The sequence below is a fragment of the Niveibacterium sp. 24ML genome (assembly GCF_026586805.1).
Lineage (GTDB): Bacteria > Pseudomonadota > Gammaproteobacteria > Burkholderiales > Rhodocyclaceae > Niveibacterium.
The window spans coordinates 82,025-108,010 of the sequence record NZ_JAPFHA010000017.1; the positions used below are offsets into that span (position 1 = coordinate 82,025).

The 25,986-nt window shown below is 65.3% G+C and carries 28 protein-coding genes; 19 read left to right on the plus strand and 9 right to left on the minus strand.

The features are described 5' to 3' along the window. Positions 1 to 20 precede the first annotated feature (20 nt). From OPU71_RS14680 to OPU71_RS14690, 3 genes are read right to left on the minus strand one after another with little or no spacing between them, the layout of a single operon-like run. Positions 21 to 440 (minus strand): ExbD/TolR family protein, encoded by a 420-nt coding sequence (locus OPU71_RS14680; RefSeq protein ID WP_267728761.1) that lies wholly within the window; start codon positions 438 to 440, stop codon positions 21 to 23. Positions 441 to 450: 10 nt separating this feature from the next. Continuing rightward, entirely contained in the window at positions 451 to 1,215 is a 765-nt protein-coding gene (locus tag OPU71_RS14685) for a MotA/TolQ/ExbB proton channel family protein (RefSeq protein WP_267728762.1), read from the minus strand. A 45-nt stretch (positions 1,216 to 1,260) separates the two neighbouring features. Then, positions 1,261 to 1,917 (minus strand): energy transducer TonB, encoded by a 657-nt coding sequence (locus OPU71_RS14690; RefSeq protein WP_267728763.1) that lies wholly within the window; start codon positions 1,915 to 1,917, stop codon positions 1,261 to 1,263. 239 nt (positions 1,918 to 2,156) lie between these two features. Between OPU71_RS14690 and ubiU the strand changes: the two genes are divergently transcribed. The 6 genes from ubiU to OPU71_RS14720 all read left to right on the plus strand — a co-directional run bounded on the left by ubiU (position 2,157) and on the right by OPU71_RS14720 (position 7,750). Next, positions 2,157 to 3,161 (plus strand): ubiquinone anaerobic biosynthesis protein UbiU, encoded by a 1,005-nt coding sequence (gene ubiU / locus OPU71_RS14695; protein WP_267728764.1) that lies wholly within the window; start codon positions 2,157 to 2,159, stop codon positions 3,159 to 3,161. Between the two features lie 50 nt (positions 3,162 to 3,211). After that, positions 3,212 to 4,099 (plus strand): U32 family peptidase, encoded by an 888-nt coding sequence (locus OPU71_RS14700; RefSeq protein WP_267728765.1) that lies wholly within the window; start codon positions 3,212 to 3,214, stop codon positions 4,097 to 4,099. Beyond that, the gene (gene ubiT, locus OPU71_RS14705) at positions 4,086 to 4,511 is read left to right on the plus strand and encodes a ubiquinone anaerobic biosynthesis accessory factor UbiT (protein WP_267728766.1); all 426 of its coding nucleotides are present in this window, start codon (positions 4,086 to 4,088) and stop codon (positions 4,509 to 4,511) included. The genes OPU71_RS14700 and ubiT overlap by 14 nt, the downstream gene beginning before the upstream one ends. A gap of 316 nt (positions 4,512 to 4,827) precedes the next feature. Further along, positions 4,828 to 5,655 carry a class II glutamine amidotransferase gene (locus OPU71_RS14710; RefSeq protein WP_267728767.1) on the plus strand — a complete coding sequence of 276 codons (828 nt, stop codon included), beginning with the start codon at positions 4,828 to 4,830 and terminating at the stop codon, positions 5,653 to 5,655. After that, entirely contained in the window at positions 5,652 to 6,071 is a 420-nt protein-coding gene (locus OPU71_RS14715) for an HIT family protein (RefSeq protein ID WP_267728768.1), read from the plus strand. The genes OPU71_RS14710 and OPU71_RS14715 overlap by 4 nt, the downstream gene beginning before the upstream one ends. Positions 6,072 to 6,136: 65 nt before the next feature. Next, a complete protein-coding gene (locus OPU71_RS14720) occupies positions 6,137 to 7,750 on the plus strand; it encodes a hypothetical protein (RefSeq protein WP_267728769.1) in 1,614 nt (537 codons plus the stop codon). 2 nt (positions 7,751 to 7,752) lie between these two features. On the opposite strand, the gene phoR is transcribed toward OPU71_RS14720, so the two are convergent. Together phoR and phoB are read right to left on the minus strand one after the other, a co-directional pair. Continuing rightward, positions 7,753 to 9,072, minus strand: a complete 1,320-nt coding sequence (gene phoR, locus OPU71_RS14725; protein ID WP_267728770.1) for a phosphate regulon sensor histidine kinase PhoR — start codon at positions 9,070 to 9,072, stop codon at positions 7,753 to 7,755. Between the two features lie 2 nt (positions 9,073 to 9,074). Next, the gene (gene phoB, locus OPU71_RS14730) at positions 9,075 to 9,785 is read right to left on the minus strand and encodes a phosphate regulon transcriptional regulator PhoB (RefSeq protein ID WP_267728771.1); all 711 of its coding nucleotides are present in this window, start codon (positions 9,783 to 9,785) and stop codon (positions 9,075 to 9,077) included. Between the two features lie 191 nt (positions 9,786 to 9,976). Here phoB and OPU71_RS14735 point away from each other — a divergent pair, with 191 nt between their 5' ends. Further along, positions 9,977 to 11,215: a phenylacetate--CoA ligase family protein gene (locus OPU71_RS14735; RefSeq protein WP_267728772.1), complete on the plus strand. Its 1,239-nt coding sequence runs from the start codon at positions 9,977 to 9,979 to the stop codon at positions 11,213 to 11,215. 28 nt (positions 11,216 to 11,243) lie between these two features. Here the strand turns inward: OPU71_RS14735 and OPU71_RS14740 are convergent, their stop codons facing one another. The 3 genes from OPU71_RS14740 to OPU71_RS14750 are packed head-to-tail and all read right to left on the minus strand — an operon-like array spanning position 11,244 to position 13,343. Beyond that, complete coding sequence (locus OPU71_RS14740; protein ID WP_267728773.1) at positions 11,244 to 12,026, minus strand: SDR family oxidoreductase; 783 nt, start codon at positions 12,024 to 12,026, stop codon at positions 11,244 to 11,246. Beyond that, a complete protein-coding gene (locus tag OPU71_RS14745) occupies positions 12,023 to 12,673 on the minus strand; it encodes a thiol:disulfide interchange protein DsbA/DsbL (protein WP_267728774.1) in 651 nt (216 codons plus the stop codon). Before OPU71_RS14745 ends, OPU71_RS14740 begins: the two co-directional genes overlap by 4 nt. Positions 12,674 to 12,695: 22 nt before the next feature. Further along, entirely contained in the window at positions 12,696 to 13,343 is a 648-nt protein-coding gene (locus OPU71_RS14750) for an SPOR domain-containing protein (RefSeq protein WP_267728775.1), read from the minus strand. 170 nt (positions 13,344 to 13,513) lie between these two features. Between OPU71_RS14750 and ubiB the strand changes: the two genes are divergently transcribed. The 4 genes from ubiB (at position 13,514) to mutY (ending at position 18,995) form a co-directional block, all read left to right on the plus strand. Next, the gene (ubiB, locus tag OPU71_RS14755) at positions 13,514 to 15,049 is read left to right on the plus strand and encodes a ubiquinone biosynthesis regulatory protein kinase UbiB (protein WP_267728776.1); all 1,536 of its coding nucleotides are present in this window, start codon (positions 13,514 to 13,516) and stop codon (positions 15,047 to 15,049) included. Positions 15,050 to 15,264: 215 nt separating this feature from the next. Then, positions 15,265 to 16,770: a sodium:solute symporter family protein gene (locus OPU71_RS14760; protein ID WP_267728777.1), complete on the plus strand. Its 1,506-nt coding sequence runs from the start codon at positions 15,265 to 15,267 to the stop codon at positions 16,768 to 16,770. 111 nt (positions 16,771 to 16,881) lie between these two features. Next, on the plus strand, positions 16,882 to 17,943 hold the full coding sequence (locus OPU71_RS14765; protein ID WP_267728778.1) for a VanZ family protein: 1,062 nt from the start codon (positions 16,882 to 16,884) through the stop codon (positions 17,941 to 17,943). Beyond that, a complete protein-coding gene (mutY, locus tag OPU71_RS14770) occupies positions 17,940 to 18,995 on the plus strand; it encodes an A/G-specific adenine glycosylase (RefSeq protein ID WP_267728779.1) in 1,056 nt (351 codons plus the stop codon). Before OPU71_RS14765 ends, mutY begins: the two co-directional genes overlap by 4 nt. On the opposite strand, the gene OPU71_RS14775 is transcribed toward mutY, so the two are convergent. Beyond that, positions 18,979 to 19,584: an LON peptidase substrate-binding domain-containing protein gene (locus tag OPU71_RS14775; protein ID WP_267728780.1), complete on the minus strand. Its 606-nt coding sequence runs from the start codon at positions 19,582 to 19,584 to the stop codon at positions 18,979 to 18,981. The two genes, mutY and OPU71_RS14775, sit on opposite strands and share 17 nt — an antisense overlap. A gap of 142 nt (positions 19,585 to 19,726) precedes the next feature. On the opposite strand from OPU71_RS14775, the gene recA reads away from it, so the two are divergent. The 8 genes from recA (at position 19,727) to OPU71_RS21255 (ending at position 25,870) form a co-directional block, all read left to right on the plus strand. Continuing rightward, a complete protein-coding gene (gene recA, locus OPU71_RS14780; protein ID WP_267728781.1) occupies positions 19,727 to 20,746 on the plus strand; it encodes a recombinase RecA in 1,020 nt (339 codons plus the stop codon). Between the two features lie 32 nt (positions 20,747 to 20,778). Beyond that, positions 20,779 to 21,228 (plus strand): recombination regulator RecX, encoded by a 450-nt coding sequence (gene recX / locus OPU71_RS14785; RefSeq protein WP_267728782.1) that lies wholly within the window; start codon positions 20,779 to 20,781, stop codon positions 21,226 to 21,228. Further along, the gene (lptB, locus tag OPU71_RS14790; RefSeq protein WP_267728783.1) at positions 21,215 to 21,937 is read left to right on the plus strand and encodes an LPS export ABC transporter ATP-binding protein; all 723 of its coding nucleotides are present in this window, start codon (positions 21,215 to 21,217) and stop codon (positions 21,935 to 21,937) included. Before recX ends, lptB begins: the two co-directional genes overlap by 14 nt. Positions 21,938 to 21,955: 18 nt before the next feature. Beyond that, complete coding sequence (locus OPU71_RS14795) at positions 21,956 to 23,425, plus strand: RNA polymerase factor sigma-54 (protein ID WP_267728784.1); 1,470 nt, start codon at positions 21,956 to 21,958, stop codon at positions 23,423 to 23,425. Positions 23,426 to 23,436: 11 nt separating this feature from the next. Next, on the plus strand, positions 23,437 to 23,760 hold the full coding sequence (gene hpf / locus OPU71_RS14800; protein WP_267728785.1) for a ribosome hibernation-promoting factor, HPF/YfiA family: 324 nt from the start codon (positions 23,437 to 23,439) through the stop codon (positions 23,758 to 23,760). A 120-nt stretch (positions 23,761 to 23,880) separates the two neighbouring features. After that, positions 23,881 to 24,348 (plus strand): PTS IIA-like nitrogen regulatory protein PtsN, encoded by a 468-nt coding sequence (ptsN, locus tag OPU71_RS14805; protein ID WP_267728786.1) that lies wholly within the window; start codon positions 23,881 to 23,883, stop codon positions 24,346 to 24,348. Next, positions 24,335 to 25,279 carry an HPr(Ser) kinase/phosphatase gene (gene hprK / locus OPU71_RS14810; protein ID WP_267728787.1) on the plus strand — a complete coding sequence of 315 codons (945 nt, stop codon included), beginning with the start codon at positions 24,335 to 24,337 and terminating at the stop codon, positions 25,277 to 25,279. Before ptsN ends, hprK begins: the two co-directional genes overlap by 14 nt. 63 nt (positions 25,280 to 25,342) lie before the next feature. Further along, positions 25,343 to 25,870 carry a PsiF family protein gene (locus OPU71_RS21255; RefSeq protein WP_420712387.1) on the plus strand — a complete coding sequence of 176 codons (528 nt, stop codon included), beginning with the start codon at positions 25,343 to 25,345 and terminating at the stop codon, positions 25,868 to 25,870. Positions 25,871 to 25,986: the final 116 nt, after the last annotated feature.

Genomic DNA, 25,986 nt, shown 5'->3' on the forward strand with positions numbered 1-25,986 from the left:
GTTGGGGTGGCGCTCCGCACTTAGCGGCGGATTGCGTCGGGTTTGGTAACGAACTGGATACGTGTGAGGCCCGCCTGCGCCGCGTCGGCAATCAGCTTGGCGACATCGCCGTAGGGCACGGTTTCGTCGGCAAGCAACTGGATCTCGCTCGCCGGGTTGCGTTGCCCGAGCGCGGCCAGCCGCTCGGCGAGCGCCTCACGGCTCAAGGCCTCGCCGTTCCAGTGCGCCTGACGCTGCGCATCGATCGCGATCCGCAGCGGGTCTTTGGGCGCTTGCAGCGGCACGGCGCTGGCGCGCGGCAGTTGCAGCTTGACCGCCTGCGATACCGATGCGGTGACCATGAAGATCACCAGCAGCACCAGCATCACGTCGATCAGCGGCACCATGTTGATCTCGGCGCGCGGCGCGCCGGTGTCGGCCTCGAAGCTTCCGAATGACATCGTGGCGGCCTCAGGCGGCGTTGCCGCGGGCGTGCGCGGCAAGCGTCATGACCCGCTCGCCGGTCTGGCGGGCATCCTGGTTGGCGAGATCGGTCTTCACGCCGGTCGACAGGAAGGCAAACACGTCGTAAGCGAAGGCGTTGAGCTGCGAGAGCGTCTTCGCGTTTTCGCGTGCGATCAGGTTGTAGGCCAGCGCCGCCGGAATCGCGACCACCAGGCCCACGCCGGTCATGATCAAGGCCTCGCCAACCGGGCCCGCAACCGCTTCGAGCGTGTTGCTGCCCGCTTTGCTGATCGCCGACAGCGCGTGGTAGATGCCCCACACGGTGCCGAACAAGCCAACGAAGGGCGCCACCGAAGCAACCGAGGCAAGGAAGGTCTGGCCGTTCTCGAGCCGTGTGCGGTCTTGCTCGATCGCACGGCGCAGCGCGCGGGTCATGAACTCGTCCGGGCTCGCGGCGGCAATCACGCCCGCCACCTCACGGCCGCGATTACGCAGCGTGTCCACCGCATTGAAGCCGTGGTGCACCAGATGCGAGAAGGGGTCGGTCACGCCACGTGCGCGCAGCCACTGTGCAATCTCCTCGATCGAGCCGGCCTGCCAGAAATGCGCGAGGAAGCCCGCGCTGGCGCGCCGCTGGCGGATGCCGCTGACGAGGCGGGTGAGGATCAGCGTCCAGCTGCCGATGCTGGCGGCGATCAGGATGAAAAAGGTGCTGCGAATGACACCGTCGGCGGCGGCAACAAGCTGGCTCAATGCGGTGAAGGCTTCCACGGGATGCTCCTATGAGTAATGGGTTCGCGCGGCGCGCCGGCGCGCTCAATGCAAAATGAAGGGGATCGGCACCAGCACCGATTCGGCAACCGCCTCGTTACCGCGGCGCGCCGGCACGAACTTCCAGCGGCGCACGGCTTGCAGCGCAGCCTCGTCAAGGCGCGAAAAGCCACTGCTGCGGTGCAGTTCCACCAGCCCTGCGCTGCCGTTGGCTTCCACCCGCACCCGCAGCACCACCCGCCCCTGCTCGCCCAGGCGGCGTGACAAGGCGGGATACTCGGGGCGCGGGTTCTGCAGGTAGTCGGCATCGAAGCGCGGCGCGCTCGGCGGTGCCGGTTCGCCGTTTGGGGCAGCGGCAGACGACTCGGCCGGGGCGGGCGGCTGCGGCGCAGACGTCACCAGCTCGGCCGATGCCGCCGCGCTGCTCGGTACGCTGATCACTGCCTCGCGCTGCGGCTGCGGGCGTGTCTGCATCGTGCGGGTCGCCGGCGTCTGCGTGCTTGGCTTTGGCGGCTGCGTGGGCGCCGCCTTGGGCGCCTCGGCCTCCAGCGCGAGCATCGACACCGACATCGTGGCGATGCTGGGTGTGCGATCCGCGTGGGTACGCGGCGCAAACAACAGCATCAGCACCAGCACATGGGCGCCGAGCGCAATCATCGGAATCAGGCCGCGGCGCAATGGCGCCGCAAGGAAAGTGGGCATGGAGCAAGAACTCGGCGGCGCGAAAGGTGCCGCTCCGCGCCGCCACCGATCAGCTGACCGGGATCCGCACACGGAACGTTAACGCGAATTATTCTCATTGCTACCACTTATGTCAACGAAGTTTCAAAATCCGTCGATCGGCGCGGCGCCGTCCCCTGATCGCCCGCGCCTTGACCCGTCGCAAGGCCCTCCCGGGCGCTGCGCCTTACCCTCCGCGGGCTCATTTCAGGAGGGGTGTTTTGCGTAAACCCGAACTCGTTTGTCCCGCCGGCAGCCTGCCTTCGCTCAAGGCTGCGGTCGACCACGGCGCCGACGCGGTCTACATGGGCCTCAAGGACGCCACCAACGCGCGTAACTTCGCCGGGCTGAACTTCGACGCCGCCTCGGCACGCGAGGGCATCCGCTACGCGCACGCCAAGGGCCGCAAGGTGCTCATGGCAATCAACACCTTCCCGCAGGCCGGGCAACACGCGACCTGGAAGCGCGCGGTCGACACCGCCGCCGACTGGGGCGTCGACGCGGTGATCCTCGCCGACGCTGGGCTGCTCGACTACGCCGCCAAGACCCACCCTGGCCTGCGCCGCCACCTCTCGGTGCAGGGCTCGGCGACCAACTACGAAGCGATCAACCTGTGCCGCGACCTGTTCGGCATCGAACGCGCGGTGCTGCCGCGGGTGCTGACGGTGCCGCAGGTGGAGCATGTAATCGCCAACACGCCGGTCGAGATCGAGGTCTTCGGCTTCGGCAGCCTCTGCGTCATGGTGGAAGGCCGCTGCCTGCTATCAAGCTACGCCACCGGCGAGTCGCCCAACACCGCAGGTGTCTGCTCACCCGCCAAGGCGGTGCGCTGGGTGCAGACGGACAAGGGGATGGAGTCGCGCCTCTCGGGCATCCTGATCGACCGCTATGCGGCCGACGAGCCGGCCGGCTACCCCACGCTGTGCAAGGGCCGCTTCGAGGTCAGCGACGAGACCTACTACGCGCTCGAAGAGCCGACCTCGCTGAACGTTCTGTCGGTGCTGCCCGATCTGATCAAGATCGGCGTCGCCGCAATCAAGGTGGAAGGCCGCCAGCGCAGCCCCGCCTACGTTGCCGAAGTCACCCGCACGCTGCGCGCCGCGATCGACGCCGCCTGCAGCGACGCCAGCCGCTACCAGGTCAAGCCTGCGTGGCAGGCCGGGCTCGGCAAACTTGCCGAAGGCCAGCAACAAACGCTGGGCGCCTACTCGCGGCCCTGGAAGTAAGCAAACCACAGCAGCCTGCGCGCCGCCGCAGACTGCTCGAGATCCTCACCATGAAACTCTCCCTCGGACCCCTGCTCTACTTCTGGCCACGCGACACGGTCATGGCCTTCTACGCCGAAGCCGCGCAGTGGCCGGTCGACACGGTGCACCTCGGCGAAGTCGTCTGCAGCCGCCGCCAGCAGATGCGGCTGGCCGACTGGCTTGGCCTCGCGCAAGACCTCAAGGCCGCCGGCAAGGAAGTCGTGCTATCGACGCAGGCCCTGCTCGAATCCGAGTCGGAGCTCAAGACCCTGCGCAAGCTGGCCGAGAACGGCGAGTACCTGGTCGAAGCCAACGATCTGGGCGCGGTGAACTGCCTGCGCGGCAAGGGCCCCTTCGTCGCCGGCCCGCACCTGAACATCTACAACGCCGAAACCCTGGCCTTCTACGCCGGCCTCGGCGCCAGCCGCTGGGTGCCGCCGGTGGAGATGAGCCGCGAGCGCCTCGCCGCAGTGCTGGCCGACAAACCGGCCGGCATCGAGACTGAAGTCTTCGCCTGGGGCCGACTGCCGCTGGCTTTTTCGGCCCGTTGCTTCACCGCCCGCCACTTCAATCTGCGCAAGGACGAGTGCGAATTCCGCTGCCTGCAACACCCCGACGGCATGCAGCTCGATACCCGCGAAGGCCAGGCCTTCCTCGCCATCAACGGTATCCAGACGCAATCGGCCGCAAGCCACTCGCTGCTGGGTCACCTGGCCGGCGTCGCCGAGCTGGGTATCGAACGACTGCGAATCAGCCCGCAGGGGCAGCACACCGGTGAGATCATTGCGCGCTTCGTCGCCGAACTCGCGGGCACCCCCGGCGCACCGGCCGATGCGCTCGCCCCCACCTCCACCTGCGACGGCTACTGGCGCGGCGTACCCGGAATTGAAAAGGAACAGCTCGATGCCCTTGCCTGACTTCACCCTGCCCTCACCGCTCGCCGCCATCGCGCGCCGCTTGCCTGAGGCGCCCGCCGCATTCGCCTTCACCACCGCACTGAATCTGGCCAAGCGCGCCGGCAAGCTGCCCGGCGACTGGGATTTCCTCGAAGGCCGCACGGTGCGGATCGAGGTGGAAGATCTTGGCGCAGGCGTCACCTTCACCGCCGCCGCCGGCCGCTTCCGCCCGGTCAGCAGTGCGCCGGAAGTGCGTTTTGCTGCGCGCGCCGCCGATTACCTCAAGATCACGCTGCGCGAAGAAGACCCGGACACCTTGTTCTTCCAGCGCCGCCTGAAGATTGAAGGTGATACTGAACTCGGGCTTGAACTGAAGAACCACCTCGACGCGCTCGAACTACCCGCCTTCCTCAATCGCCTGCGCCCGCTCTGACTGCTGCGCTGCATTAATCAGACGCCTTCGGGCCTGCCCTTGGCCGCCCGGCGCCAGCGCCGGGCGCAGCGCACGGCCTCATACGGCTGCCATGACAGCCACATCGGCGCACGCCGATGTCATCGCAAAGCCTTGCGCCATGAGGGTTTGAGTCAAATGGCTTCGACTTGGTGTCGTGAAGCAGTTCACCGACGACAAAGCCTTTGCACGGCACTCTCCACCCAAGCTCCGGTCGTTCGGCTCGCGCACCGCGCAGCCTGCGCCAACGCTCTTCACACAGCGCAAATGTGGCACTGCCGCAGGAAGGCAATACTCGATGTGCCAGTTGCTTGGCATGAACTGCAACACGCCGACGGACATCTGCTTTTCGTTCACCGGCTTCCAGGCGCGCGGCGGCCTGACTGACCACCATCGCGACGGCTGGGGCATTGCCTTTTATGACGGCAACGGCGTGCGCATCTTCCTCGATGCGCAAGCGACGATCGACTCGCCCATCGCCGCGCTGGTCCGCCACTACCCGATCCGCTCGAAGAACGTGATTGCGCACATCCGTAAGGCAACCCGCGGCGCGATCGGGCTTGAGAACACCCACCCGTTTCAGCGCGAGCTGTGGGGGCGCTACTGGATCTTTGCGCACAACGGCCATCTGCGCGACTTCGCGCCCGATTTCGACGGCAGCTTCTTGCCGGTCGGCGCCACCGACAGCGAACGTGCGTTCTGCTACATCCTGCAATCGCTGCGGATGCAGTTTCCGCAGGGCGAGCCCGACGCCGACAGCCTGTACCAGGCGCTCCGCGCCCTTGCCGGTGAGCTGGGCGCCTACGGCGAGTTCAACTTCCTGCTCGCCGACGGCTTGCGGCTTTATGCCCATTGCGCATCACGCCTTGCCTACATCGTGCGGCAGGCCCCGTTTGGCGTGGCACACCTAAAGGATCAGGACCTGAGTGTCGATTTCAAGGAAGTGACCACGCCCGACGACCGCGTCGCAGTGATCGCAACGATTCCGCTGACCGACGACGAGCCGTGGCAACAGATCGATCGCGGTACCCTGCTCGCCTTCAAGGATGGCCAAGCCGTGCATTACGATGACATGAAGACCGGCGCCGGGTGCGAGCCCGGCTGCAGCCTGGAGGCCGTGGCATGAGCCACCCACCGTGTGAGCTTTGCGCAACACCGGGCGGCACGCTGCTCTGGCAAGACGATCACTGCCGCGTCATCCAGGTGGCCGATCCGCACTACCCGGGCTTCTGTCGTGTGGTCTGGAACGCACACTGCGCGGAAATGAGTGACCTCGATGCACGGGATCGCGCACACTTGATGCACGTTGTCTGGGCCACTGAACGGGCCATCCGCGAAACCATGGCGCCGCACAAGATCAACCTCGCGAGCCTCGGGAACATGGTGCCGCACTTGCACTGGCACGTGATCCCCCGCTTTGCGGACGATCGGCACTTTCCGCAACCGATCTGGGGCGAGCCGCAACGTGATGGCGCCACCCATGCAGCACCGGCTTCACCCGATTTGCTTGACGCGCTGACGCGGGCGCTCGCCCAAAGCTGACGCCGCCGACACGCTGAAAATCTGATTCATTGAGGCCGCTTCACGCGGCATCGAGAGGAACACAAATGGCAATCGCGACCGCAAACCGGCCCGATTTCAGCACTCCGGAAGCCTGCCTCGCTTGGCTTGCGAATCTGAATCCGACCAATCTGCATGAAGCCCATGCCTTGCTGCTGGATATGTTCAGCGCACTGTCCGAAACGCCACCGTTGCCGGCCCGCCACCTCGAAGTCCTTGAAGCCTCGCGCAGCCCGGTCGAGTTCGTCCAGACCGAGCTGGCGCGCCGCTATGCCGCGCGCCCATTGCCGCCCGTCAGCCAGGAAGACGATACCTTGCGCATCGTGCTGGAGCTCTGGCAACAGATGCTGCGCGGCTACACGCTGATTGCGCAGCGCAGCGCGCTCGACCCGGCCTTCATCGACCGCCGGCCGATGCTCGCGCAACGGCGCATCCACTATCACGGCAGCCTGATCGTCGAGCACTTTCGCGCCCGCCGCGAGGTGCCGCCCGGCATGTGGGCCGAGCTGCACCGGCTCTACAGCGCCGCCGAGGACTGGAGCGTCGCCACCGTGCGCGTCGGCGAGCCGCTCAACGAGACCTGGCGCGCGCAAAGCTGCGCGGAGGCCTACATCGCGGTGCTGCTGGTGGATGCCTCCAACCCTTACAGCCGAACACCACGCGAATTCACCTGGATCCTGCGCTGGGCGCAGCGCTTTGCCCCGCACTGTTCGATCCACACCGATGTGCCCGACGAGCAGCAGGCTTCGTATGCGATCAACCTGGCCCACGACTTCGGTCTGCGCCCCTTGTCAGCGGTTGAACCCGGCAAACAGCTACGGCGCATCGATAGCGCGCGCCTTGCCGCACACATCCAGGCGGTTGTCGCACAGTTCAAGCGCGGCGCCTCGCCGGCCTCGCTCGGGCTTGGCGAAGACTGTGTGCAGCCGGCCTGCGCGCGCCTGCTGGTGTCGCTCTACCGGCCATGGGGCCTGGCGGCGGCCGGACGCCGCTTCCCGCGCAAGGCGACCAACGGCTCGATCCAGATCGCAACCGACCTGCCGTCAATCGGCTATTTCGTTGCCGGCCACCCCTTCGAGCAGCCATCGGAAGTGCGCGCCGGCACCTTCCGCGACACGCTTTCGGTGTACACGATCGGCGAACAGGTCGAAATGGCCGATCGCAGCGACAACGAGATCTACGCACGCGCCGCCCAGCTTGGCCTGGTACTCGAACACTGGGACATCGCCGATCAATCCTTGCAAGGCTTTCGCATCACTCGCCAGACATCCGGCTCGCGCATCGACCATCGTCAGCTGGTTGCCCTTCGGCCCAGCGATGGCGAGAACTTCCTGCTCGCCGAAATCAGCTGGCTGATGTATCGCAACAGCGGCCAGTTGCTGGCCGGGGTGTCGCTGATGGCGGGCCGCCCGCAGATGGTGGGTGCCCGCATCCGCAACGCGAACGGCGCGGGCTTGCGTGAAAACTATCACCAGGCCTTTGTGCTGCCGGCCGTGCCTGCGCTCAAGTCCGAGTCCTCGCTGGTCTTGCCGGCCGGCTGGTACCAGGCCGACCGGCTGATCGAAGTGCATGGCGAAAAGCCCTACACCGCGCGCATCGTGCGCCTGGTCTCGCGCGGTACCACCTTTGACCGCGTCACCTTCGAACGCCTGCCCGGCTAGGCTCAGATTTGCGGCCGGGCCACGCGCTCGGCCGGAAACAGCGCCGAAAACGTTGAACCCTTGCCCGGCTGTGATTCGATCTGCAAGGTGGCCTGATGCCGCCCCAGGGCGTGTTTGACGATCGCCAGCCCGAGCCCGGTGCCGCCACTCTCGCGTGAGCGTCCGCGGTCGACCCGGTAGAAACGCTCGGTCAAACGCGGGATGTGCTGCGCTTCGATGCCCAGCCCGGTGTCGATCACCGCGAAGCGTGCACCACCACCGGCCGCTACATTCCAGCACAGGCGAATCGAACCGCCTGCGGGGGTGTAACGCACCGCGTTGCTGGCAAGGTTAAGCAAGGCACTGTGGATTTCCTTGCGCGAACCGCGCAGGCTGACCGGCCCGTCGAGCTCAAGCGAGATCTCGTGCCGGCCGGCCGACAAGGCCTGCGCTTCGCCCAGCACGGTCTGGATCAGCGGCGCCATTTCAACCGTTTCATCGTACGAAGCGCGGGCGCTGGTCTCCAGCGCCGCCAGTGCCAGCAGGTCGTCGACCAGGCTTTGCATGCGCATCGCCTGTTCGCTGGCCAGGCGCAGGTAGCGCCGCGCATCTTCCGGCGGCAGCTCATCCAGCATGTCATCGAGCGTTTCAAGGAAGCCCGACACCACCGTCAGCGGCGTCTTCAGTTCGTGCGACACGTTGGCAACGAAGTCGCGCCGCATCGTTTCAAGCTTCTCGAACTGGGTGACGTCGCGCGAGAGCACCATGCTCTGCTCTTCGCCGAAGGGCACGATCTGGATCGACAGGACCAGGCCCGCCTGGCGCGCCATGCGGCAGGTCAGCGGCTCGGCCGTGCGTTCCCCGCAAAGGTAAGCAACGAAATCGGGCTGCCGCACAAGGTTGGTGATCGGCTTGCCGGTATCGCGCTCGCCGTCGAGCCCGAAGTGCATTTCGGCGGCCGGATTGATCCATTCAATGAAGTTCTCAGCCGACAGCAAGATCACGCCCGAAGGCATGGCCGAGGTGGCCTCGCGGAAGCGGGCGAGCGCCTGCGCCAGGCGGTCGCGCTGATCGAGGCTTGCGCGCGAGCGCCGCGACAGATCGGCAAAAACGTAGTCCCACACGCCGAAGGCCTGCGGCAAGGGCGCGCCGATGGGTTCGCGCGTCCACAGCACCAGCTTCTTGAGGCTGCGGATGTGATAGACGAACAGCGCAGCCAGCAAGGCGGTGAAGACCAGCAACGCGACGGTGCCGCCCAGCAGCGGCCAGACAATCAGCGCGAGCGCGACAAACCCGAGCAGCGCCCCGCCGAAACCCCCCCAGACGTATCCGGCAGGCCGCATCGTCAGGCCGGGTCGCTGGTCACAGCGACGTCGGACGAGAAGCGGTAACCGGCGCCGCGCACCGTCTGGATCAACGCATCATGCGCGGTCGGTTCGAGCGCGCAGCGCAGGCGGCGGATGTGCACATCCACCGTGCGCTCCTCGACAAAAACATGGTCGCCCCACACCTGGTCGAGCAGCTGGGCGCGCGAATGCACGCGCTCCGGGTGCGTCATCAGGAAGTGCAGCAGGCGGAATTCGGTCGGGCCCAGCGCCAGCGCAGTCGCGCCCGCCGACACGCGGTGGGTGGCCGGATCAAGCCGCAAGCCGCCCAATTCGACGGCGTCATCCGTCACCTGCGGTGCACGGCGGCGCAGCAGCGCCTTGATGCGCGCCACCAGCTCGCGCGGCGAGAAGGGCTTGGTGATGTAGTCGTCGGCACCGATTTCAAGGCCGGTCACTTTGTCGGACTCGTCAGAGCGTGCGGTCAGCATGATGATCGGGATCGCACGGGTACGTTCGTCGGCACGCAGCCGGCGCGCGAACTCGACGCCGGAGACCCCCGGCAGCATCCAGTCCAGCAAGACCAGGTCGGGCAGCGCATCGCGGACGATCCGCTGTGCGGTTTCGGCGTCGCCGGCACGCACGACCGTGTGGCCGGCGCGGGTAAGGTTGGCGGCGATCAATTCCTGGATCGCGGGTTCGTCTTCAACAAGAAGGATGTTGGCAGGCATGGTCTGACTCCGGTCGCCTCGGGGTAGAGGGTTCGGCGTGCAGTGTATTGCGTTCATTTGAACGATTTATGACACGTCATGGGATTGAAACACATCCGCACCGCGCGCTGACGTCCGGACGACAGACTCGGCCCGCCCAAGCTCGCAAGATCGTGCTGCGCGTCTTTGCGCCATCCGCAGGCTTCGTTGCCATGCCCCATCACTACGATGCGCTGGAAACCCGTCACCCGGCTGACCGTGAAGCGGCGCTGATGGCGCGCCTGCCGGCCCATGTGGCGCGCGCCCAGGCCATGGCGCCGGCCTTTGCCGAGCGCCTGCGCGGCATTGATGCGGCGGCGGTGCGCTCACGCGCCGCGCTGGCCCGCCTGCCGGTACTGCGAAAAGCCGATCTTCTGGCGCGGCAAAGGGACGAACCACCGTTTGGCGGCTACGCCACCGCCGCCTGGGGCCCGGAAATGGCGCGGGTGTTCGTCTCACCCGGACCAATCAGCGAACCCGAGGCAGCGCGGCGCGACTACTGGCGCATGGCGCGCGCACTCCACGCCGCCGGCCTGCGGCGCGGCATGCTGGTGCACAACGCCTTTTCCTACCACTTCACGCCGGCCGGGTCGATGCTGGAATCGGGCGCGCACGCGATTGGCTGTTCGGTCTTCCCGGCCGGGGTCGGGCAAACCGAAATGCAGGTGCAGGCGATCGCAAGCCTGCGTCCGCACGCCTACGTGGGGACGCCCTCGTTCCTGCGCATCCTGCTCGAAAAGGCCGATGAAATGGGGCTCGACTGCGGCAGCCTGCGCCATGCGGTGGTGTCGGGCGAAGCCTTTCCGGCCGCCACACGGCAAGCGCTGATCGAGCGTGGCATCGCGAGCCATCAGGTCTATGCCACCGCGGACATCGGCGCGATTGCCTATGAAACGCCGGCGCACGACGGGCTTGTGGTGGAGGAGCATGCGATCGTTGAAATCGTCGAGCCAGGGGGCGACACGCTGATGCCTGAAGGCGAAGTCGGCGAAGTGGTGGTGACCACCTTCAACCCGACCTATCCGCTGATCCGCTTCGGCACCGGCGATCTGTCGCGGGTGCTGCCGGGCCTGAGCCCCTGCGGCCGCACCAATACCCGGCTGGCGGGCTGGCTTGGCCGCGCGGACCAGACCACCAAGGTGCGCGGGATGTTCGTGCATCCGGGGCAGATCACGGCGCTGGCGCGGCGATTCCCTGAGCTTGCGCGGGTCAGGCTGGTGGTGGATAACCCGAATGGATACGACCACATGCATCTGCAGTGCGAGGTCACGCAGCACGACGCAGGGGTGGCCGAGCAACTGGCCCATGCCTTGCGCGATCTGACGCGCCTGCGCGCAGAGGTGAGCATGGTCGCGCCCGGCACGCTGGCCGACGACGGCCGTGTGATCGAAGACCGCCGGCGCTACGACTGAGCAACCGGCGGGCGCCTTCGATCAGGGCTCAGGTCGGCAACTTGCGTGGCTTGTGCTTGGCCTTGGCGAACACGCGATCGAACAGCCAGTTCGGCGCCATCGCCAGCAGCCGCGCCACCAGGCCCATCTGCCACGGAATCACGGTGTAGCTGACGCCGGCCTCGATCGCCCGCGCAAAACGCCGGGCCGCCTCGTCCGCCTCAAGGATGAAGGGCATCTTGTACGGGTTCACTGCGGTCAGCGGCGTGCGGATGTAACCCGGCGCAATCGTCACCACTTTCACACCGCTGCTGCGCATTTCCACCCGCAGGGCTTCGAGGTACTTCACTGCCGCCGATTTTGACGCGCTGTAGGCGCTGCCACCAGGCAGGCCCCGCACGCCAGCCACCGATGCGATGCCGACCAGGCGGCCGCTGCCGCGTGCGCGCATCGCCGCAATGAACGGATGAAAGGTGGCAAACAGGCCCAGCACATTGGTGCGCAGCACGGCTTCGAACACCGGCAGGTCTTCGGCATGCTCGGTGAGCACCCCCACCGAGATGCCGGCATTCGCGATCACCAGGTCGGGCACCCCGTGCCGCGCAATGAAGGCATCCGCCGCGGCCCGCATCGCGGGCAGATCCGCCACATCGGCCGAAAGCGCCATGTGCCCCTCACCGGGCAGCGAGGCGACCAGGGCGCCAAGCTTCTCGGCCCCCCGTGCCACCAGGCCCAGCACGGCGCCCTGCGCGGCGTAGTGCCGCGCCAGCGCTTCGCCGATACCGCTGGAGGCGCCGGTCAGAAAGACGCGCTGCCGCGATGGCGTGCTCACTTGCGGCCGCGCTCCTTGCGCGCCATGGCAATCAGCTGGTCAGCCGCGGTCACCGTGCCTTCGAGCGAATTGACCATGCTGGGCGCCGTGGTGTACTTGCCATCGACGATCAAGCTCGGCACGCCCTGGATCTGATAGGCGCCGGCGAGCTGCGTGGCGCGTTGCAACTTGCTGGCAACCGCGAAGGAACGGAAGGTCTCGTTGAACTTGGCGACATTCACCCCTTGCTTCTGCAGCCAGGCATTGCGTACGGCTTCGTCCCCCAGGTTCAAGCGCTCGTCGTGCACCGCAACGAAGGTCGGCGCCGCCATGCGCGCGGCTTCACCCATGACTTCGAAGCTCAAATACAGCTTGGCCAGCACGGTCCAGGCATCGCGGTTGAACGTGACCGGGATGCGGCGCAAGGCGACATCCTTGGGCAGGCGCTTTTCCCAATCCGCCAAGATCGGGTCGAGGTCGCGGCAATGCGGGCATCCGTACGAGAAGAACTCCAGCACTTCGATCTTGTCGCCGCTCTCGGTCGGCTGAGCCGGACTGATCTGGCGGTAATCCTTGCCCGCCTGCAGCGCGCGCTGGGCAAACACGGGGCCGGCCAAAATGGTGATCACGGCGGCAGAAGCGGCTTTGAAAAGATGACGACGATTCATGCGGGACAACTCCGGAAAGGATTCACTGGGCAGACTGCGCGGCAACCGGTGCCGCGGCTTTGACCTTGATGATGTTCGTTTCGATCCCCGCTTGCACAAGCTGCGCGCGCGCGGCGTTCATGTCTTCGGGCTTGGCGTAGGGCCCCAGGCGAACCCGATGCAGGGTGCCTTTTTCCGGCGATTCGATCCGCTGCACCGAGGCTTCCACCCCCATTAACGCAAGACGCGCCTTGAGGTTATCCACCTCCGACGGATCGCTGAAGGCACCCAGCTGCAGGTAGAAACGATCAGCCGATTCGGCAGCAGCCGGCTTGGCCGGTGCCGCGGCAGGCAGCGCAGCCTGATCGCCCTTGGGCAGGATCTCGTAGAAATCGAACTTCTTGTCGTCGGCCGGAGCCGACTGCGTTGCATTGCCCGACGCCTGCGCGGCGGGCTTTTCCACCGGCTTGTCGCCGGGCTTGCCGGGCAGGGCAATCGGCGCCACCGTGCCGCTCTGATTGGCGGCAGGCACGCTTTGCGCCTTCTGGAAGTCGTAGGGCCGGGAAAAGTACCAGGCGAGCACCGCCGCGATCAGCACGCCGATGACCAATCCGACGAACACGCCGATCAGGGTGCTGCCTTGGTTGCTGCTGCGGGCAGCGGTGGGACGCGATTTTGGTGCGCGACTCATGGCAAGAGGGCTTCAGACAGATAACGGGCAAGTATAGCGCGAGGCCCGATCGCCGCGCGTTGGGGCCCCAGGCTTTGTGTGACAGGGCTTTGCCGGTAGAGTCGCGCTCTTGTTCGCCGCGCGCTGAGCGCCTGGCGCCCCTTGGTCGCCCACTCACCCTGAAACCCGCCGTGCGCCTGTTCCGCCTGTTGAAGATCGTCCACGTCAGCGTTCGCTTCGGTCTTGACCGGATCGTGCTCGACAGCACGTCCGCACGCCTTGCCGCCTGGCTTGGCCGGATCCTTTTCTGGCGCGATCTTTCTGCGCCGCGTGCCGTGCGCCTGCGCGAAGCGCTCGAATCGCTCGGGCCGATCTTCGTGAAGTTCGGGCAAGTGCTCTCGACGCGCCGCGACCTGATCCCGCCTGACTTCGCCGATGAACTGGCCAGGCTGCAGGACCGGGTGCCGCCCTTCCCGACCGAACAGGCGCTATCACTGCTTGAAATCGAATACGGCCGCCCGGTGGACGTGGTGTTCAAGCGTTTCGATCGCACCCCGATCGCGTCGGCGTCGATCGCGCAAGTGCACTTCGCCGAATTGCAGGACGGCACCGAAGTCGCGGTCAAGGTTGTCCGCCCCGGCATCGAGCATGTCATCGAGCACGATCTGGGCTTGCTCGAGGCGGCGGCGATCCTGATCGAACGGGTCTGGGTTGACGGCCGCCGGCTCAAGCCCCGTGAAGTGGTGGCGGAATTTGCCAAGCACTTGCGTGACGAACTGGACCTGATGCGGGAAGCGTCGAACTGCTCGCAGCTGCGGCGCAACTTCAAGGGCTCGCCGCTGCTGCAGGTGCCTGAGGTGCATTGGGATTACTGCTCGTCACGCGTGATGGTGATGCAGCGCATGGTGGGCACGCCGATCTCGCAGCTTGATCGCCTGCGCGAGCAGCGGGTCGATCTGAAGGCGCTGTCGCGCGCCGGGGTCGAGATCTTTTTCACCCAGGTGTTCCGCGACGGCTTTTTCCACGCCGACATGCACCCGGGCAACATCTTCGTCTCACCCAGCGGCCAGTACATCGCGCTCGATTTCGGCATCATGGGGACCCTCGAAGAGCGAGACAAACAGTACCTGGCGCAGAACTTCATTGCATTCTTCCGGCGCGACTACAAGCGGGTGGCGCAGGCCCATGTGGATGCTGGCTGGGTGCCGGCGGGCACGCGGGTGGATGAGTTCGAGAGTGCGATCCGCGCGGTGTGCGAGCCGATCTTCGACAAGCCACTCAAGGACATTTCCTTCGGCAAGACCTTGCTGCGCCTGTTCCAGACCGCGCGGCGCTTCCAGATGGAAGTGCAGCCGCAACTGGTGCTGCTGCAGAAGACCCTGCTCAACATCGAAGGACTTGGGCGCGACCTGGACCCGGAACTGGATCTGTGGAAAACCGCAAAGCCCTTTCTTGAACGCTGGATGAACGAGCAGATCGGCTGGCGTGCGTTTGCGCGCCACCTTGAAGAAGAGGCGCCGAGCTGGGCCAGCTACTTCCCGCAGTTGCCGCGCCTGGTCCATCAGGCGCTGCAGCGCGACGACACCGAATCGATGCGCGAAAGCCTTGCCAACATTGCCCGCCAGCAGCGCCGCACCGCGCTTGCGGTGCAGTGGGTGGGCCTTGCCGCCGTGCTGGTGGCCGTGCTTGAAGTCTGGCGCATCTGGTTCGCCTGCGCCGGGGCCTGAAAGGGCCTTGTTGCAGCACACAAATCGCCCACTTTTTTCAATCGGATCAGGGCTATAATCGCGCCCGATCGATCGCGCGGCGCCCACATGTTCTGGTGCTTGCGCGGGTAGTCGAGTGGGGCCTCCGGTGCGAATCGGGGGCTTTTTGCTGGCACCGCGCCGTTCATGCTGCATGTACCCAGCGACGGCGATGCACCTAACGGGCGTTCGCAAACATGCTTGTCACCTTTGTAGTTCTGTATCTCCTCGTATCGATCGCCATCGGCCTCTACGCCGCGACCCGGGTCAAGAATTCGACCGACTACGTCGCTGCCGGCCGCAGCCTGCCGCTGTACATCACCGTGGCCACGGTTTTCGCGACCTGGTTCGGGTCCGAAACCGTACTTGGCATCTCTGCCACCTTTCTCGACGAGGGCCTGCGCGGGCTCTGGTCCGACCCCTTTGGCGCTGCGCTGTGCCTGATCCTGGTGGGCCTGTTCTTCGCGCGGCCGCTGTACCGGATGAACCTGGTCACGCTGGGCGACTTCTTCCGCCAGCGCTATGGCCGCACGGTCGAACTGCTGTGCTCGACCGCAATCGTGCTCTCCTACCTCGGGTGGGTATCGGCCCAGATCATCGCGCTCGGTCTGGTCTTCAACATCCTCTCGGACGGGCAGATCGACAACAACACCGGCATGGCGATCGGCGCGGCAATCGTGCTCACTTACACGCTGTTCGGCGGTATGTGGTCGGTTGCGCTGACGGACTTCTTCCAGATGACGATCATCGTGATCGGCTTGCTGTACATCGCGTGGCTGGTGGGTGAGAAGGCGGGGGGTGTCGGCACGGTTGTCGCGCATGCCCACGCGGCGGGCAAGCTCGATTTCCTGCCTGCGCTGGACCCGAAAGACATCATCGCCTTCATGGCCGGCATCCTGACCATGGGTTTTGGCTCGATCCCGCAGCAGGACGTATTCCAGCGCGTCAACTCGGCCAAGGACGAAGACACCGCCGTGCGCGGCTCGATCCTCGGCGGTGCCGGCTACTTCGTGTTCGCCGCCGTGCCGCTCTTCATCGCGTACTCCGCCGGCTTGATCAACCCGGATCTGGTGGCCAAGTACAAGGAGATCGATACCCAGCAGGTGCTGCCGCAACTGGTGCTGCAAGACACGCCGCTCTTTGCGCAGGTGATGTTCTTCGGCGCGCTGCTGTCGGCCATCATGAGCACCGCTTCGGGGACACTGCTGGCGCCCTCGGTCACCTTCTCCGAAAACATCATCCGCGGCTTCTTCCCCGGCATGACCGACCGTGCCTTCCTGCGCCTGACCCGCATCGTGGTCGTGCTCTTCGCGTTCGGCGTCACGCTCTACGCGATGTCAACCGAGGCCACCATCCACAAGATGGTCGAAAACGCCTACAAGGTGACCCTCGCAACCACCTTCGTGCCGCTTGCCTTCGGGCTTTACTGGAAGCGCGCGACCACCCAGGGCGCACTGTTCGCGATTGGTGCCGGCCTGATCGGCTGGATCCCGCTTGAGGTGGCAATCAACTTCGGCGCATTGCCGGAAGACTTCATCCTGCCGCCGCAGTTTGCCGGCTTCATCTGCTCGGTGCTCGGAATGGTGATCGGCTCCTTGATGCCGCAGAAGATCCGCTCGCACCATGAGCTACATGGTCACCCCGGTGCGCCCGGCCATCACCCGGCCGCGCAGCACACTGCACCGCACGCGCCGCGCCACTGAGCGTGATGCGACATACCGGGCCGCTGCCGCGAGGTGGCGGCCCGTTTCTTTTGTGGCACTGCAACGTGATACCGTGACGTTGCCCCAGCCGCTACATCAGCATCCCAGCCCGTGAAGCCCAAGCGTTACCACCTGCCGCGCGATCTCGCGATTGCAGTCAGCCTGCTGACTGCCTACGCGTGCCTGCACCCGTTTTCGGGCTGGCACTCGATCGGTGTCGGCCCGGTTTTCTTCATGTCGGCACCCTGGCCACGCTACTTCACCTGGCTGGACATCGGGCTGAACATTGCCGGCTTCCTGCCGCTTGGCTTTGCGTGGGGTACCGCGCTCGCCGGCCGCTTCAAGCCGGGCCGACGAGTCGTACTGGTATGGCTCGGTGGCACGCTCTTGAGCCTTGGCCTCGAAATCCTGCAGAACTACCTGCCGACACGGGTGGCGAGCAACCTCGACATCGCCGCCAACAGCATCGGCGCCCTGCTTGGGGCGCTGCTCGCACTGCGGTTCGGGCAGATATTCGATACCGGCGGCGCGCTTGCGCGATGGCGCGAGCGCCGCATCCTCAGCGGACGCACCGGCGGCTTCGGCCTGCTGGTGATCGGCCTGTGGTGGCTGTCGCTGCTCAACCCCAGCAGCTATCTGTTCGCCAACGGCGACCTGCGCCAACTGCTCGACATTACCGCCAACTACACGCTGAGCGGGCGCGCCTTCCTGAACGTGGAAATGGCCCTGACGGCCGCCAACACACTGGCGATTGGCTTGATCGCGCGGCATGCGATGCGCGCGTCTTCGCCGTGGCTGGCGGGCTGCATTCTCCTGCTCGGGGTTGCGGTGAAGGTACTCGCCACCTCGGTCTTCCTGGTCCCGGCCCAGCCCTGGCATTGGGCCACGCCGGGTGGCCTGCGCGGCCTCGGGCTGGGCATCGTGCTGCTGGCGCTGGCCTGGCGACTGGGTACGCATGCTCGCCAGTCGCTGATCAGCCTCGCCCTGCTCGCCGCCACCGCCCTGATGAACCTGGCTCCCGAAAACCCCTACTGGGATGTGATGACCCGCGTCCGCCACCAGGGCCATGTACTCAACTTCCACGGGCTGACCGAACTGGTGGGCAGCCTGTGGCCCTTCTTCGCCCTGATCTGGCTGGGCTTTGCAAGCCGCCGGCACGAGGCCAAGCAATGAGTCAGTTCGCGCAAACGCTGATCGCCTGGCAGGCAAGACACGGCCGCCATGGCCTGCCCTGGCAGGCCAGCCGCGACCCCTACACGGTCTGGCTCTCTGAAATCATGCTGCAGCAGACGCAGGTAGACACGGTGATCCCCTACTACCAGCGATTCCTGGCGCGTTTCCCGACGCTGGCGAGCCTCGCCAGCGCGCCGGTGGATGATGTGCTGGCACTCTGGAGCGGCCTTGGCTACTACGCCCGCGCGCGCAACCTGCACCGCGCCGCCCGCGAAGTCATGACCCACCACGGCGGCCAGTTTCCGCAAAGCGCGGCAGTGATCGCGACGCTACCCGGCATTGGCCGCTCCACCGCCGCGGCGATTGCGGCGTTCTGCTTTGGCGAGCGGGCGGCCATCCTTGACGGCAACGTCAAGCGGGTACTGGCCCGCCATGCGGGCATCGAGGGCTTTCCCGGCACGCGCGCCATCGAACAAAGCCTGTGGGCACTTGCCGAAAGCCTGCTGCCCACTGAAGGGGTGGCGCATTACACCCAGGCCATGATGGATCTGGGTGCCACGGTATGCACCCGCAGCCGCCCGCACTGCCAGCGTTGCCCGGTTGCAGGCACTTGCGTTGCCCACCGCGAGGGGCGGGAGAGCACGCTGCCCACGCCGCGCCCGCCGCGCGCCATTCCCGAGCGCCAGAGCCGTGTTTTGCTCGCACGCGGCGAACTGGGCGTGTTACTGCAACGACGACCCGATCAAGGCATCTGGGGGGGCCTGCACGCCCTGCCCGAGATCCCCGAAGGGATGGACGCACAAGCCTACGCCCAGACACTGGGCTTGCGCTGCCACGGGCCGGCAGTGCCTTTGGCGCCGATTCGCCACGCCTTCACGCACTTCCGGCTCACGCTGGAAGCGCAGTTGTGCGAAGTGGCCGGGAGCAGCCTGCATGACCCGCGATGGCGCTGGGCGGACGCCCGGGCCTGGGATGAACTGGGCCTGCCAACGCCGATCCGCCGCCTGCTCGACGGCCTGCCATCCGCAACGCAAGTCAGCCCGCAGGCTTGAGCAGGCCACGCTGGATCAGGAACTGGCGGATGATCGTCAGCCGCATCAGCGGGTCGTCCAGTTCCAGCAGTTTCTGTTTCGCCTTCATCGGAATCGGCAGGATCTCGGTGTAGCGATAGCCAACCCAGTTCGCGTCGTCAAAGCGATGCGGTTGCGGAATCGCCTTGATGCCCGCATCCGCCACCACTGCTTCCAGCAAGGGCAGGGTATCGGCCAGCGCCGCACTGGGCGCCTGGGTTGTTGCCTCGGGCAGCCACTCGACCACCGCACGCAGCAGGCCATCGCGCTGCGCCACCGCGTGCGCCACGCGAAAGCGCCGCTCACCGCCCACCACGATCTGCAGGATGCCCAGCTCTGCCATGTCCCACTCAAGCACGCGCGCGCTGGTCCCCACCTTGGCCGGTACGGCCGGCGCGCCGACTTCCTGCCCCTCTTCGATCAGGCATACGCCGAAGGCCTCGCCGGTCTTGATGCAGTCCTTGATCATGTCCATGTAACGCGCCTCGAACACCTTCAGGGGCAGGTGCGCTTCGGGCACCAGCACGGTGTGCAGCGGAAACAGCGGGAGTTCGGTGGGGTGCTCGGCCATGGGGATCAGTCTCGTGGTCACGGACTGGCATGTCCGGATGGATCTGGATCGCGCAAGTGTGCCACGTTTCGTTCGCAGCCCCGGCTCGCGGATGCACGCAATCTCTGTGCCATAATTGCCGCAACAGCACTGAGGATCACTCATGGACGACAACAAGGCGAAAGCACTCCAGGCAGCCCTGGCACAGATCGAGAAGCAGTTCGGCAAGGGCTCGATCATGAAGCTGGGCGACGGCGAAGTTGAATCGGACATCCAGGCCGTTTCCACCGGTTCGCTCGGGCTCGACATCGCGCTCGGCATCGGCGGCTTGCCACGCGGCCGCGTGATCGAAATCTACGGCCCGGAATCCTCCGGCAAGACCACGCTGACCCTGCAGGCAATTGCCGAAATGCAGAAGCTCGGCGGCGTCGCAGCCTTCATCGACGCGGAACACGCCCTCGACGTCACCTACGCCCAGAAGCTCGGCGTGAACGTCGGCGAGTTGCTGATCTCGCAGCCGGACACCGGCGAACAGGCACTCGAAATCGCCGACATGCTGGTGCGCTCGGGCGGCGTCGACATCGTCGTCGTCGACTCGGTCGCCGCGCTCACCCCCAAGGCGGAAATCGAAGGCGAGATGGGCGATCAGTTGCCCGGCCTGCAGGCGCGGCTGATGTCGCAAGCGCTGCGCAAGCTCACCGGCAACATCAAGCGCACCAACACCATGGTCATCTTCATCAACCAGATCCGCATGAAGATCGGTGTGATGTTCGGCAACCCGGAAACCACCACCGGTGGCAATGCGCTCAAGTTCTACGCTTCGGTACGGCTGGACATCCGCCGCACCGGCGCGATCAAGAAGGGCGATGAAGTGACCGGATCCGAAACCAAGGTCAAGGTCGTCAAGAACAAGGTCGCACCGCCCTTCAAGGAGGCGCGTTTCGACATCCTCTACGGCGAAGGCATTTCGCGCGAAGGCGAGATCATCGACATGGGCGTCGAACAGGGCCTCGTCGACAAGAGCGGCGCCTGGTACGCCTACGGTGGCGAGAAGATCGGCCAGGGCAAGGACAATGCGCGCGAGTTTCTGCGGGAACACCCGGCAACCGCACGTGAAATCGAAAACAAGATCCGCGCAAAGCTTGGTTTGCCCGAGCTGCCGCCGGCTGAAGCGGCTGCCTGAACCGGCCCGCGCCACCAACCTGCGGCGCAGCGATGAGCAGCGACGAGTTGAAGGCGCGAGCCCTGCGCAGCCTGGCACAACGCGATCACAGCCGGGCGGAGCTGGCACGCAAGCTCGCCGCGCACGGCGAGGCGGACGCAGTTGAAGCGGTGCTCGATCGCATGGCCGAGCTGGGCTTGCTGTCAGACACGCGCTTTGCCGAAAGCTTCGTGCGCAGCCGCGCAGCGCGGCTGGGTGAGCGGCGCTTGCAGCACGAGTTGGCGCAGCGTGGTGTTGATCCGGATACGATCAACGAAGCGCTGCGAAGTGAATTGGGCGAAAGCGAACAGGCGCGCGCCCGCGATGTCTGGGCGCGCAAATTCGGTCGCGCGCCGGGCGACGCAAAGGAATGGGCGCGCCAGGCAAGATTCCTGATCACGCGCGGGTTTTCCGCGGATGTCGTGAAACGAGTATTGAAAGAGCCTTTTGATGAGTCTGCTTAAGGTTGGCGGTCTGTCCAAGCGCTACAAGGCCCGCACGGTGGTGCGAGACGTCGGCTTTGAAGTGGGCAGCGGTGAAGTGGTCGGACTGCTGGGCCCGAACGGCGCCGGCAAGACGACCTGCTTCTACATGATCGTTGGCCTGGTGCGTGCCGACGGCGGCACGATCCTGCTCGATCAGAAAGACATCACGCACCTGCCGATCCACAAGCGGGCCAAGCTCGGCTTGTCTTACCTGCCGCAGGAAAACTCGGTCTTCCGCAAGCTCACGGTGGCCGAGAACATCCTCGCAGTGCTCGAACTGCAAGGCCTGCCGAAGGCGCGCGAAGCGGAGCGCCTCAACGAACTGCTCGGCGAGCTTGGCATCACTCATCTGCGCGACGCCACCGCCATGGCCCTCTCTGGGGGCGAACGGCGACGGGTGGAGATCGCCCGCGCGCTGGCGACCGAGCCGCAGGTCATCCTGCTGGACGAACCCTTCGCCGGCGTCGACCCGATCGCCGTGATCGACATCCAGAAGATCATCCGCTTTCTCAAGGAACGCAACATCGGTGTCTTGATCACCGATCACAACGTCCGTGAAACGCTTGGCATCTGCGACCGCGCCTACATCATCACCGACGGCGTCGTGCTGGCCAGCGGACGGCCCGACGAAATCGTGCAGAACGACAAGGTTCGCGAGGTTTATCTCGGCGAACACTTCAGACTCTGAGCCCCTCCCCGGATCACCATGAAGCCCTCGCTCCAGCTCCGAATCTCCCAGCAGCTCGCGCTCACCCCGCAGCTGCAACAGTCGATCAAGCTGCTGCAGCTATCGACGCTGGAGCTCAACAGCGAAATTGAGCGGATGCTGCTCGAAAACCCGCTGCTGGAGCGGGAAGACGCCGAGTCCGACCCCGAAGCCTGGGGCCAGTCGGCCGAAGTCCCCGGCAGCGAAGCGCAGAGCGAGGCCGCCGCCGAGGCAGCCGAAGCACCGCCCGAACCGGCAGAGCCGAGCTTTGAAGAAGCCGCCAATTACGACGACGGCCCCACCGAGTGGTCGGGCGAAGGCGAAGGCGGCGGGAGTGGCAGCGGGACACGTGACGACGATGACGAGACCGACTTCCAGGAGTTTCGCGCCGCGCAAACCAGTCTGCGCGATCACCTGGACGCGCAAGTCTCCCTGATGCCGCTGAGCGATCGTGATCGCGCCCTGCTGCGCTTCATGATCGAGGCACTCGACGACCACGGTTACCTGACCCAGCCGCTCGAAGAACTGCTTGAGCTGCTCCCGCCCGAAGACGAAGTCGAACTCGACGACCTGCAGATTGCGCTCGCACACCTTCAGCAGCTCGACCCCGCCGGCATTGGCGCGCGCTCACCGGGGGAATGCCTCAAGCTGCAACTTGTGCAGCACCCGCGAAGCGCCGCGCGCGATACCGCCATTGCAATCGTCGAACACCACCTAGAATTGCTCGCCGCGCGCGACTTCGTGCGACTGAAGCGCCAGCTCGGTTGTGGCGACGACGTGCTGCGCGAGGCGCATCAGCTCGTCTGCAGCCTTGACCCGCGCCCCGGCGCGCGCTTTGCAGCGCTCGACGCGCGTTATGTGATTCCGGACGTGATCGTGCGCAAAGTCCGCAATCACTGGAGCGTTACACTGAACGCGGATGCAATGCCAAAGCTGCGGATCAACCAGTTGTACGCAGGGATCCTGCAGCAGCATCGCGGTTCGGCCGGCTCGCTCGCTGGCCAACTTCAGGAAGCACGCTGGATGATCAAGAACGTACAGCAACGCTTCGACACGATTCTTCGCGTATCGCAGGCCATCGTTGACCGCCAGCGGCAGTTCTTCGATTATGGGGACGTGGCCATGCGTCCGCTCACCCTGCGCGAGATCGCCGATCAGCTTGAGCTTCACGAGTCGACGATCTCACGGGTGACGACACAGAAGTACATGTCCACACCACGTGGCATTCTTGAACTTAAATATTTCTTCGGCAGCCACGTCGCCACGGATTCTGGCGGCGAGTGCTCAGCGACGGCGATTCGTGCGTTGATTCGCCAGCTGGTTGCGGCAGAGGATCGCAAAAAACCGCTATCCGATGCCAAGATTGCCGATCTTCTCGGCCAGCAGGGGATTGTCGTTGCGCGACGCACCATCGCAAAGTATCGCGAGTCGCTCAACATCCCGCCGGTCAGCCAGCGCAAGATGATCTAAGAGGAGTGATCATGAACCTGAACATCACCGGACACCATGTCGAAGTCACCGCAGCTCTCCGTGACTATGTGACCTCGAAACTGGATCGCGTGATTCGCCACTTTGACCACGTCACCAGCGTGAACGTGATCCTGTCGGTAGAAAAGCTGAACCAAAAGGCGGAAGTGACGGTACATGTACGTGGCAAGGACATCTTCGTCGAAAGTACGAACGAAGATCTCTACGCCGCAATCGACGCCATGATCGACAAACTCGATCGGCAGGTTCTCAAACACAAGGAAAAGTCCTACGATCACGGCCACGAGGCGCACAAGCGCCAGGCTACGGAATCCTGACAACTCGGTCGCTCAATTGAATCCCGGCGCGTAAGCTTGCGGAAAGCCCGCGCACCGAACATGAGCTGACCCCCGGATCTGCGCGCCTTCGGGCGCGCAGTGCATTTCTGAACCCCAAGCATGAATCTCATCGCACCACTGCTGCCGCCCTCCAACGTACTCGTCGATCTTGATGCGAGCAGCAAGAAGCGTGTCTTCGAGCAGGCCGGGCTGCTGTTCGAGAACCACCAGGGCCTTGCGCGCGCAGCCGTCTACGACGCGCTTTTCATGCGCGAGAAGCTTGGCTCCACGGGCCTGGGTCAGGGCATCGCAATCCCGCACGGGCGTATCAAGGGCCTGCGTGACGCGGTCGGCGCCTTCATCCGCCTGACTCAACCGGTGCCCTTCGAAGCGCCGGACGGCAAGCCGGTCAATCTGCTTTTCGTACTGCTGGTGCCCGAAAGCGCCACCGAGCACCACTTGCGCCTGCTCTCTGAACTGGCGCAGATGTTCTCCGACCGCCATTTCCGCGACGCCCTGACGCTGGCCGGCGATGCCTCGGAGGTACACACCCTCTTCATCAACTGGGCCCCGAATGCGGCGAACTAGTGTCGGGAAGATCTTCGAAGACAACCGCGAGCGCCTCGCGCTCACCCACCTTGCTGGGCCGCTGGATGTCGAGGTGCAAGTCCCGAACGAAAAGGTCTGGCCGGCAGAGCTGGTTGGCCACCTGAACATCATTCACCCCAATCGGATCCAGGTCATGGGCGAAGCCGAGCTGGGGTGGATACGGCGCCAGGCGCGCGACAAGGTGCAGCACCAGCTCGAAAGCATCCTGCTCGCCCACCCGCCCGCCATGATTGTGGCCGACGGCTGCGAAGTGCCGTCGCTGATCCAGACCGCGTTTGAAAGTGCCCGCGTTGCGATGTTCACCACGCCGGCGGAGTCTGCCCGGGTGATCGATTCTCTGCGGACCTACCTGGCGCGCAATCTGGCCGAAAAGACCTCGCTGCACGGCGTGTTCATGGATGTGCTTGGGCTTGGCGTGCTGATCACCGGCGATTCTGGCGCCGGCAAGTCCGAACTGGCACTTGAGCTGATATCACGCGGCCACGGGCTGGTGGCCGACGATGTCGTCGAAGTCTCGCGCATTGCGCCGGGCGTGCTGGAGGGCCGCTGCCCGCCGATGCTCAAGGACTTCCTCGAAGTGCGCGGCCTCGGCATCCTGAACATCCGCACGATCTTCGGCGAAACCGCTTGCCGGCGGAAAATGAAGCTCAAGCTCGTGGTGCACCTGCACCGCCAGACCCGCGGCGAAGGCGCAACGCTGCCGCGTCTGCCGCTCGAAGACGACATGCAGGACATCGCTGGCGTGCCGACACGGCGCGTCACGCTGCCGGTTGCCGCAGGCCGCAACCTTGCCGTGTTGCTGGAAGCGGCCGTGCGAAATACCATCCTGCAATTGCGCGGCATCGATTCGATGCAGGAATTCGTTGATCGCCAACGCTCTGCGCTCGACATGGACGACAGCGAGCCGTAAGCCCGGATGCACTGCCCGCCGCACCCTGCGGCCCTCACCCTCAACCCCCTCACGGAGATCTTGATGAACAAGCTCATGATTCTGGCCGCATCGCTCGCTGCGCAGTTCGCCGTATTGCCCGCCCACGCCGCCGAGGAAGCAAAGCAACCCACCGCCCAGCAGCAGAAGATGACCGAGTGCAACAAGAAGGCCACCGGCATGAAGGGCGACGAACGCAAGAAGTTCATGAGCGAGTGCCTTAGCGCCAAGTCGAGCTCCGCGGCGGACACGAAAGCGCCCGCCGCCGATGCGAAGGCGGCCGACGACAAATCGGCCAACTCCTCGCAGCAAGACAAGATGAAGGTCTGCAACGAGAAGGCGACCGGCATGAAGGGCGATGAGCGCAAGAAGTTCATGAGCGAATGCCTCAGCGCCAAGCCTGCCGCGGACACCAAAGCCGCTGATGCGAAAGCGGGCGCCGAAACAAAGGCCGCGGATGCCAAACCCGCCACCACCTCGCAACAAGACAAGATGAAGGTTTGCAACGAAAAGGCCACCGGCAAGAAGGGTGACGAGCGCAAGAAATTCATGAGTGAGTGCCTGTCTGGCTAAGCAGCCCGCGGCCCCACCCCTGCAACCCCGCCCACCGGCGCAATGCCAGTCAGTTAACCGCTGTCTGGCATTTTTTTCGTCGGAAATTTGTGTGCTCGGTTCTTGACGACTCTGGG

What these genes read in the sequence shown, in the direction of transcription:
- ubiT (WP_267728766.1), top strand. Translation starts at nt 4,086, where the DNA reads ATGCCCTTGCCTGACTTCACCCTGCCCTCACCGCTCGCCGCCATCGCG.
- ptsN (WP_267728786.1), top strand. Translation starts at nt 23,881, where the DNA reads ATGAATCTCATCGCACCACTGCTGCCGCCCTCCAACGTACTCGTCGAT.
- OPU71_RS14745 (WP_267728774.1), bottom strand. Translation starts at nt 12,673, where the DNA reads ATGAATCGTCGTCATCTTTTCAAAGCCGCTTCTGCCGCCGTGATCACC.
- OPU71_RS14680 (WP_267728761.1), bottom strand. Translation starts at nt 440, where the DNA reads ATGTCATTCGGAAGCTTCGAGGCCGACACCGGCGCGCCGCGCGCCGAG.
- OPU71_RS14720 (WP_267728769.1), top strand. Translation starts at nt 6,137, where the DNA reads ATGGCAATCGCGACCGCAAACCGGCCCGATTTCAGCACTCCGGAAGCC.
- OPU71_RS21255 (WP_420712387.1), top strand. Translation starts at nt 25,343, where the DNA reads ATGAACAAGCTCATGATTCTGGCCGCATCGCTCGCTGCGCAGTTCGCC.
- recA (WP_267728781.1), top strand. Translation starts at nt 19,727, where the DNA reads ATGGACGACAACAAGGCGAAAGCACTCCAGGCAGCCCTGGCACAGATC.
- OPU71_RS14775 (WP_267728780.1), bottom strand. Translation starts at nt 19,584, where the DNA reads ATGGCCGAGCACCCCACCGAACTCCCGCTGTTTCCGCTGCACACCGTG.
- mutY (WP_267728779.1), top strand. Translation starts at nt 17,940, where the DNA reads ATGAGTCAGTTCGCGCAAACGCTGATCGCCTGGCAGGCAAGACACGGC.
- OPU71_RS14795 (WP_267728784.1), top strand. Translation starts at nt 21,956, where the DNA reads ATGAAGCCCTCGCTCCAGCTCCGAATCTCCCAGCAGCTCGCGCTCACC.
- OPU71_RS14690 (WP_267728763.1), bottom strand. Translation starts at nt 1,917, where the DNA reads ATGCCCACTTTCCTTGCGGCGCCATTGCGCCGCGGCCTGATTCCGATG.
- hpf (WP_267728785.1), top strand. Translation starts at nt 23,437, where the DNA reads ATGAACCTGAACATCACCGGACACCATGTCGAAGTCACCGCAGCTCTC.
- hprK (WP_267728787.1), top strand. Translation starts at nt 24,335, where the DNA reads ATGCGGCGAACTAGTGTCGGGAAGATCTTCGAAGACAACCGCGAGCGC.
- phoB (WP_267728771.1), bottom strand. Translation starts at nt 9,785, where the DNA reads ATGCCTGCCAACATCCTTCTTGTTGAAGACGAACCCGCGATCCAGGAA.
- OPU71_RS14760 (WP_267728777.1), top strand. Translation starts at nt 15,265, where the DNA reads ATGCTTGTCACCTTTGTAGTTCTGTATCTCCTCGTATCGATCGCCATC.
- recX (WP_267728782.1), top strand. Translation starts at nt 20,779, where the DNA reads ATGAGCAGCGACGAGTTGAAGGCGCGAGCCCTGCGCAGCCTGGCACAA.
- OPU71_RS14735 (WP_267728772.1), top strand. Translation starts at nt 9,977, where the DNA reads ATGCCCCATCACTACGATGCGCTGGAAACCCGTCACCCGGCTGACCGT.
- OPU71_RS14710 (WP_267728767.1), top strand. Translation starts at nt 4,828, where the DNA reads ATGTGCCAGTTGCTTGGCATGAACTGCAACACGCCGACGGACATCTGC.
- OPU71_RS14700 (WP_267728765.1), top strand. Translation starts at nt 3,212, where the DNA reads ATGAAACTCTCCCTCGGACCCCTGCTCTACTTCTGGCCACGCGACACG.
- OPU71_RS14750 (WP_267728775.1), bottom strand. Translation starts at nt 13,343, where the DNA reads ATGAGTCGCGCACCAAAATCGCGTCCCACCGCTGCCCGCAGCAGCAAC.
- phoR (WP_267728770.1), bottom strand. Translation starts at nt 9,072, where the DNA reads ATGCGGCCTGCCGGATACGTCTGGGGGGGTTTCGGCGGGGCGCTGCTC.
- OPU71_RS14715 (WP_267728768.1), top strand. Translation starts at nt 5,652, where the DNA reads ATGAGCCACCCACCGTGTGAGCTTTGCGCAACACCGGGCGGCACGCTG.
- lptB (WP_267728783.1), top strand. Translation starts at nt 21,215, where the DNA reads ATGAGTCTGCTTAAGGTTGGCGGTCTGTCCAAGCGCTACAAGGCCCGC.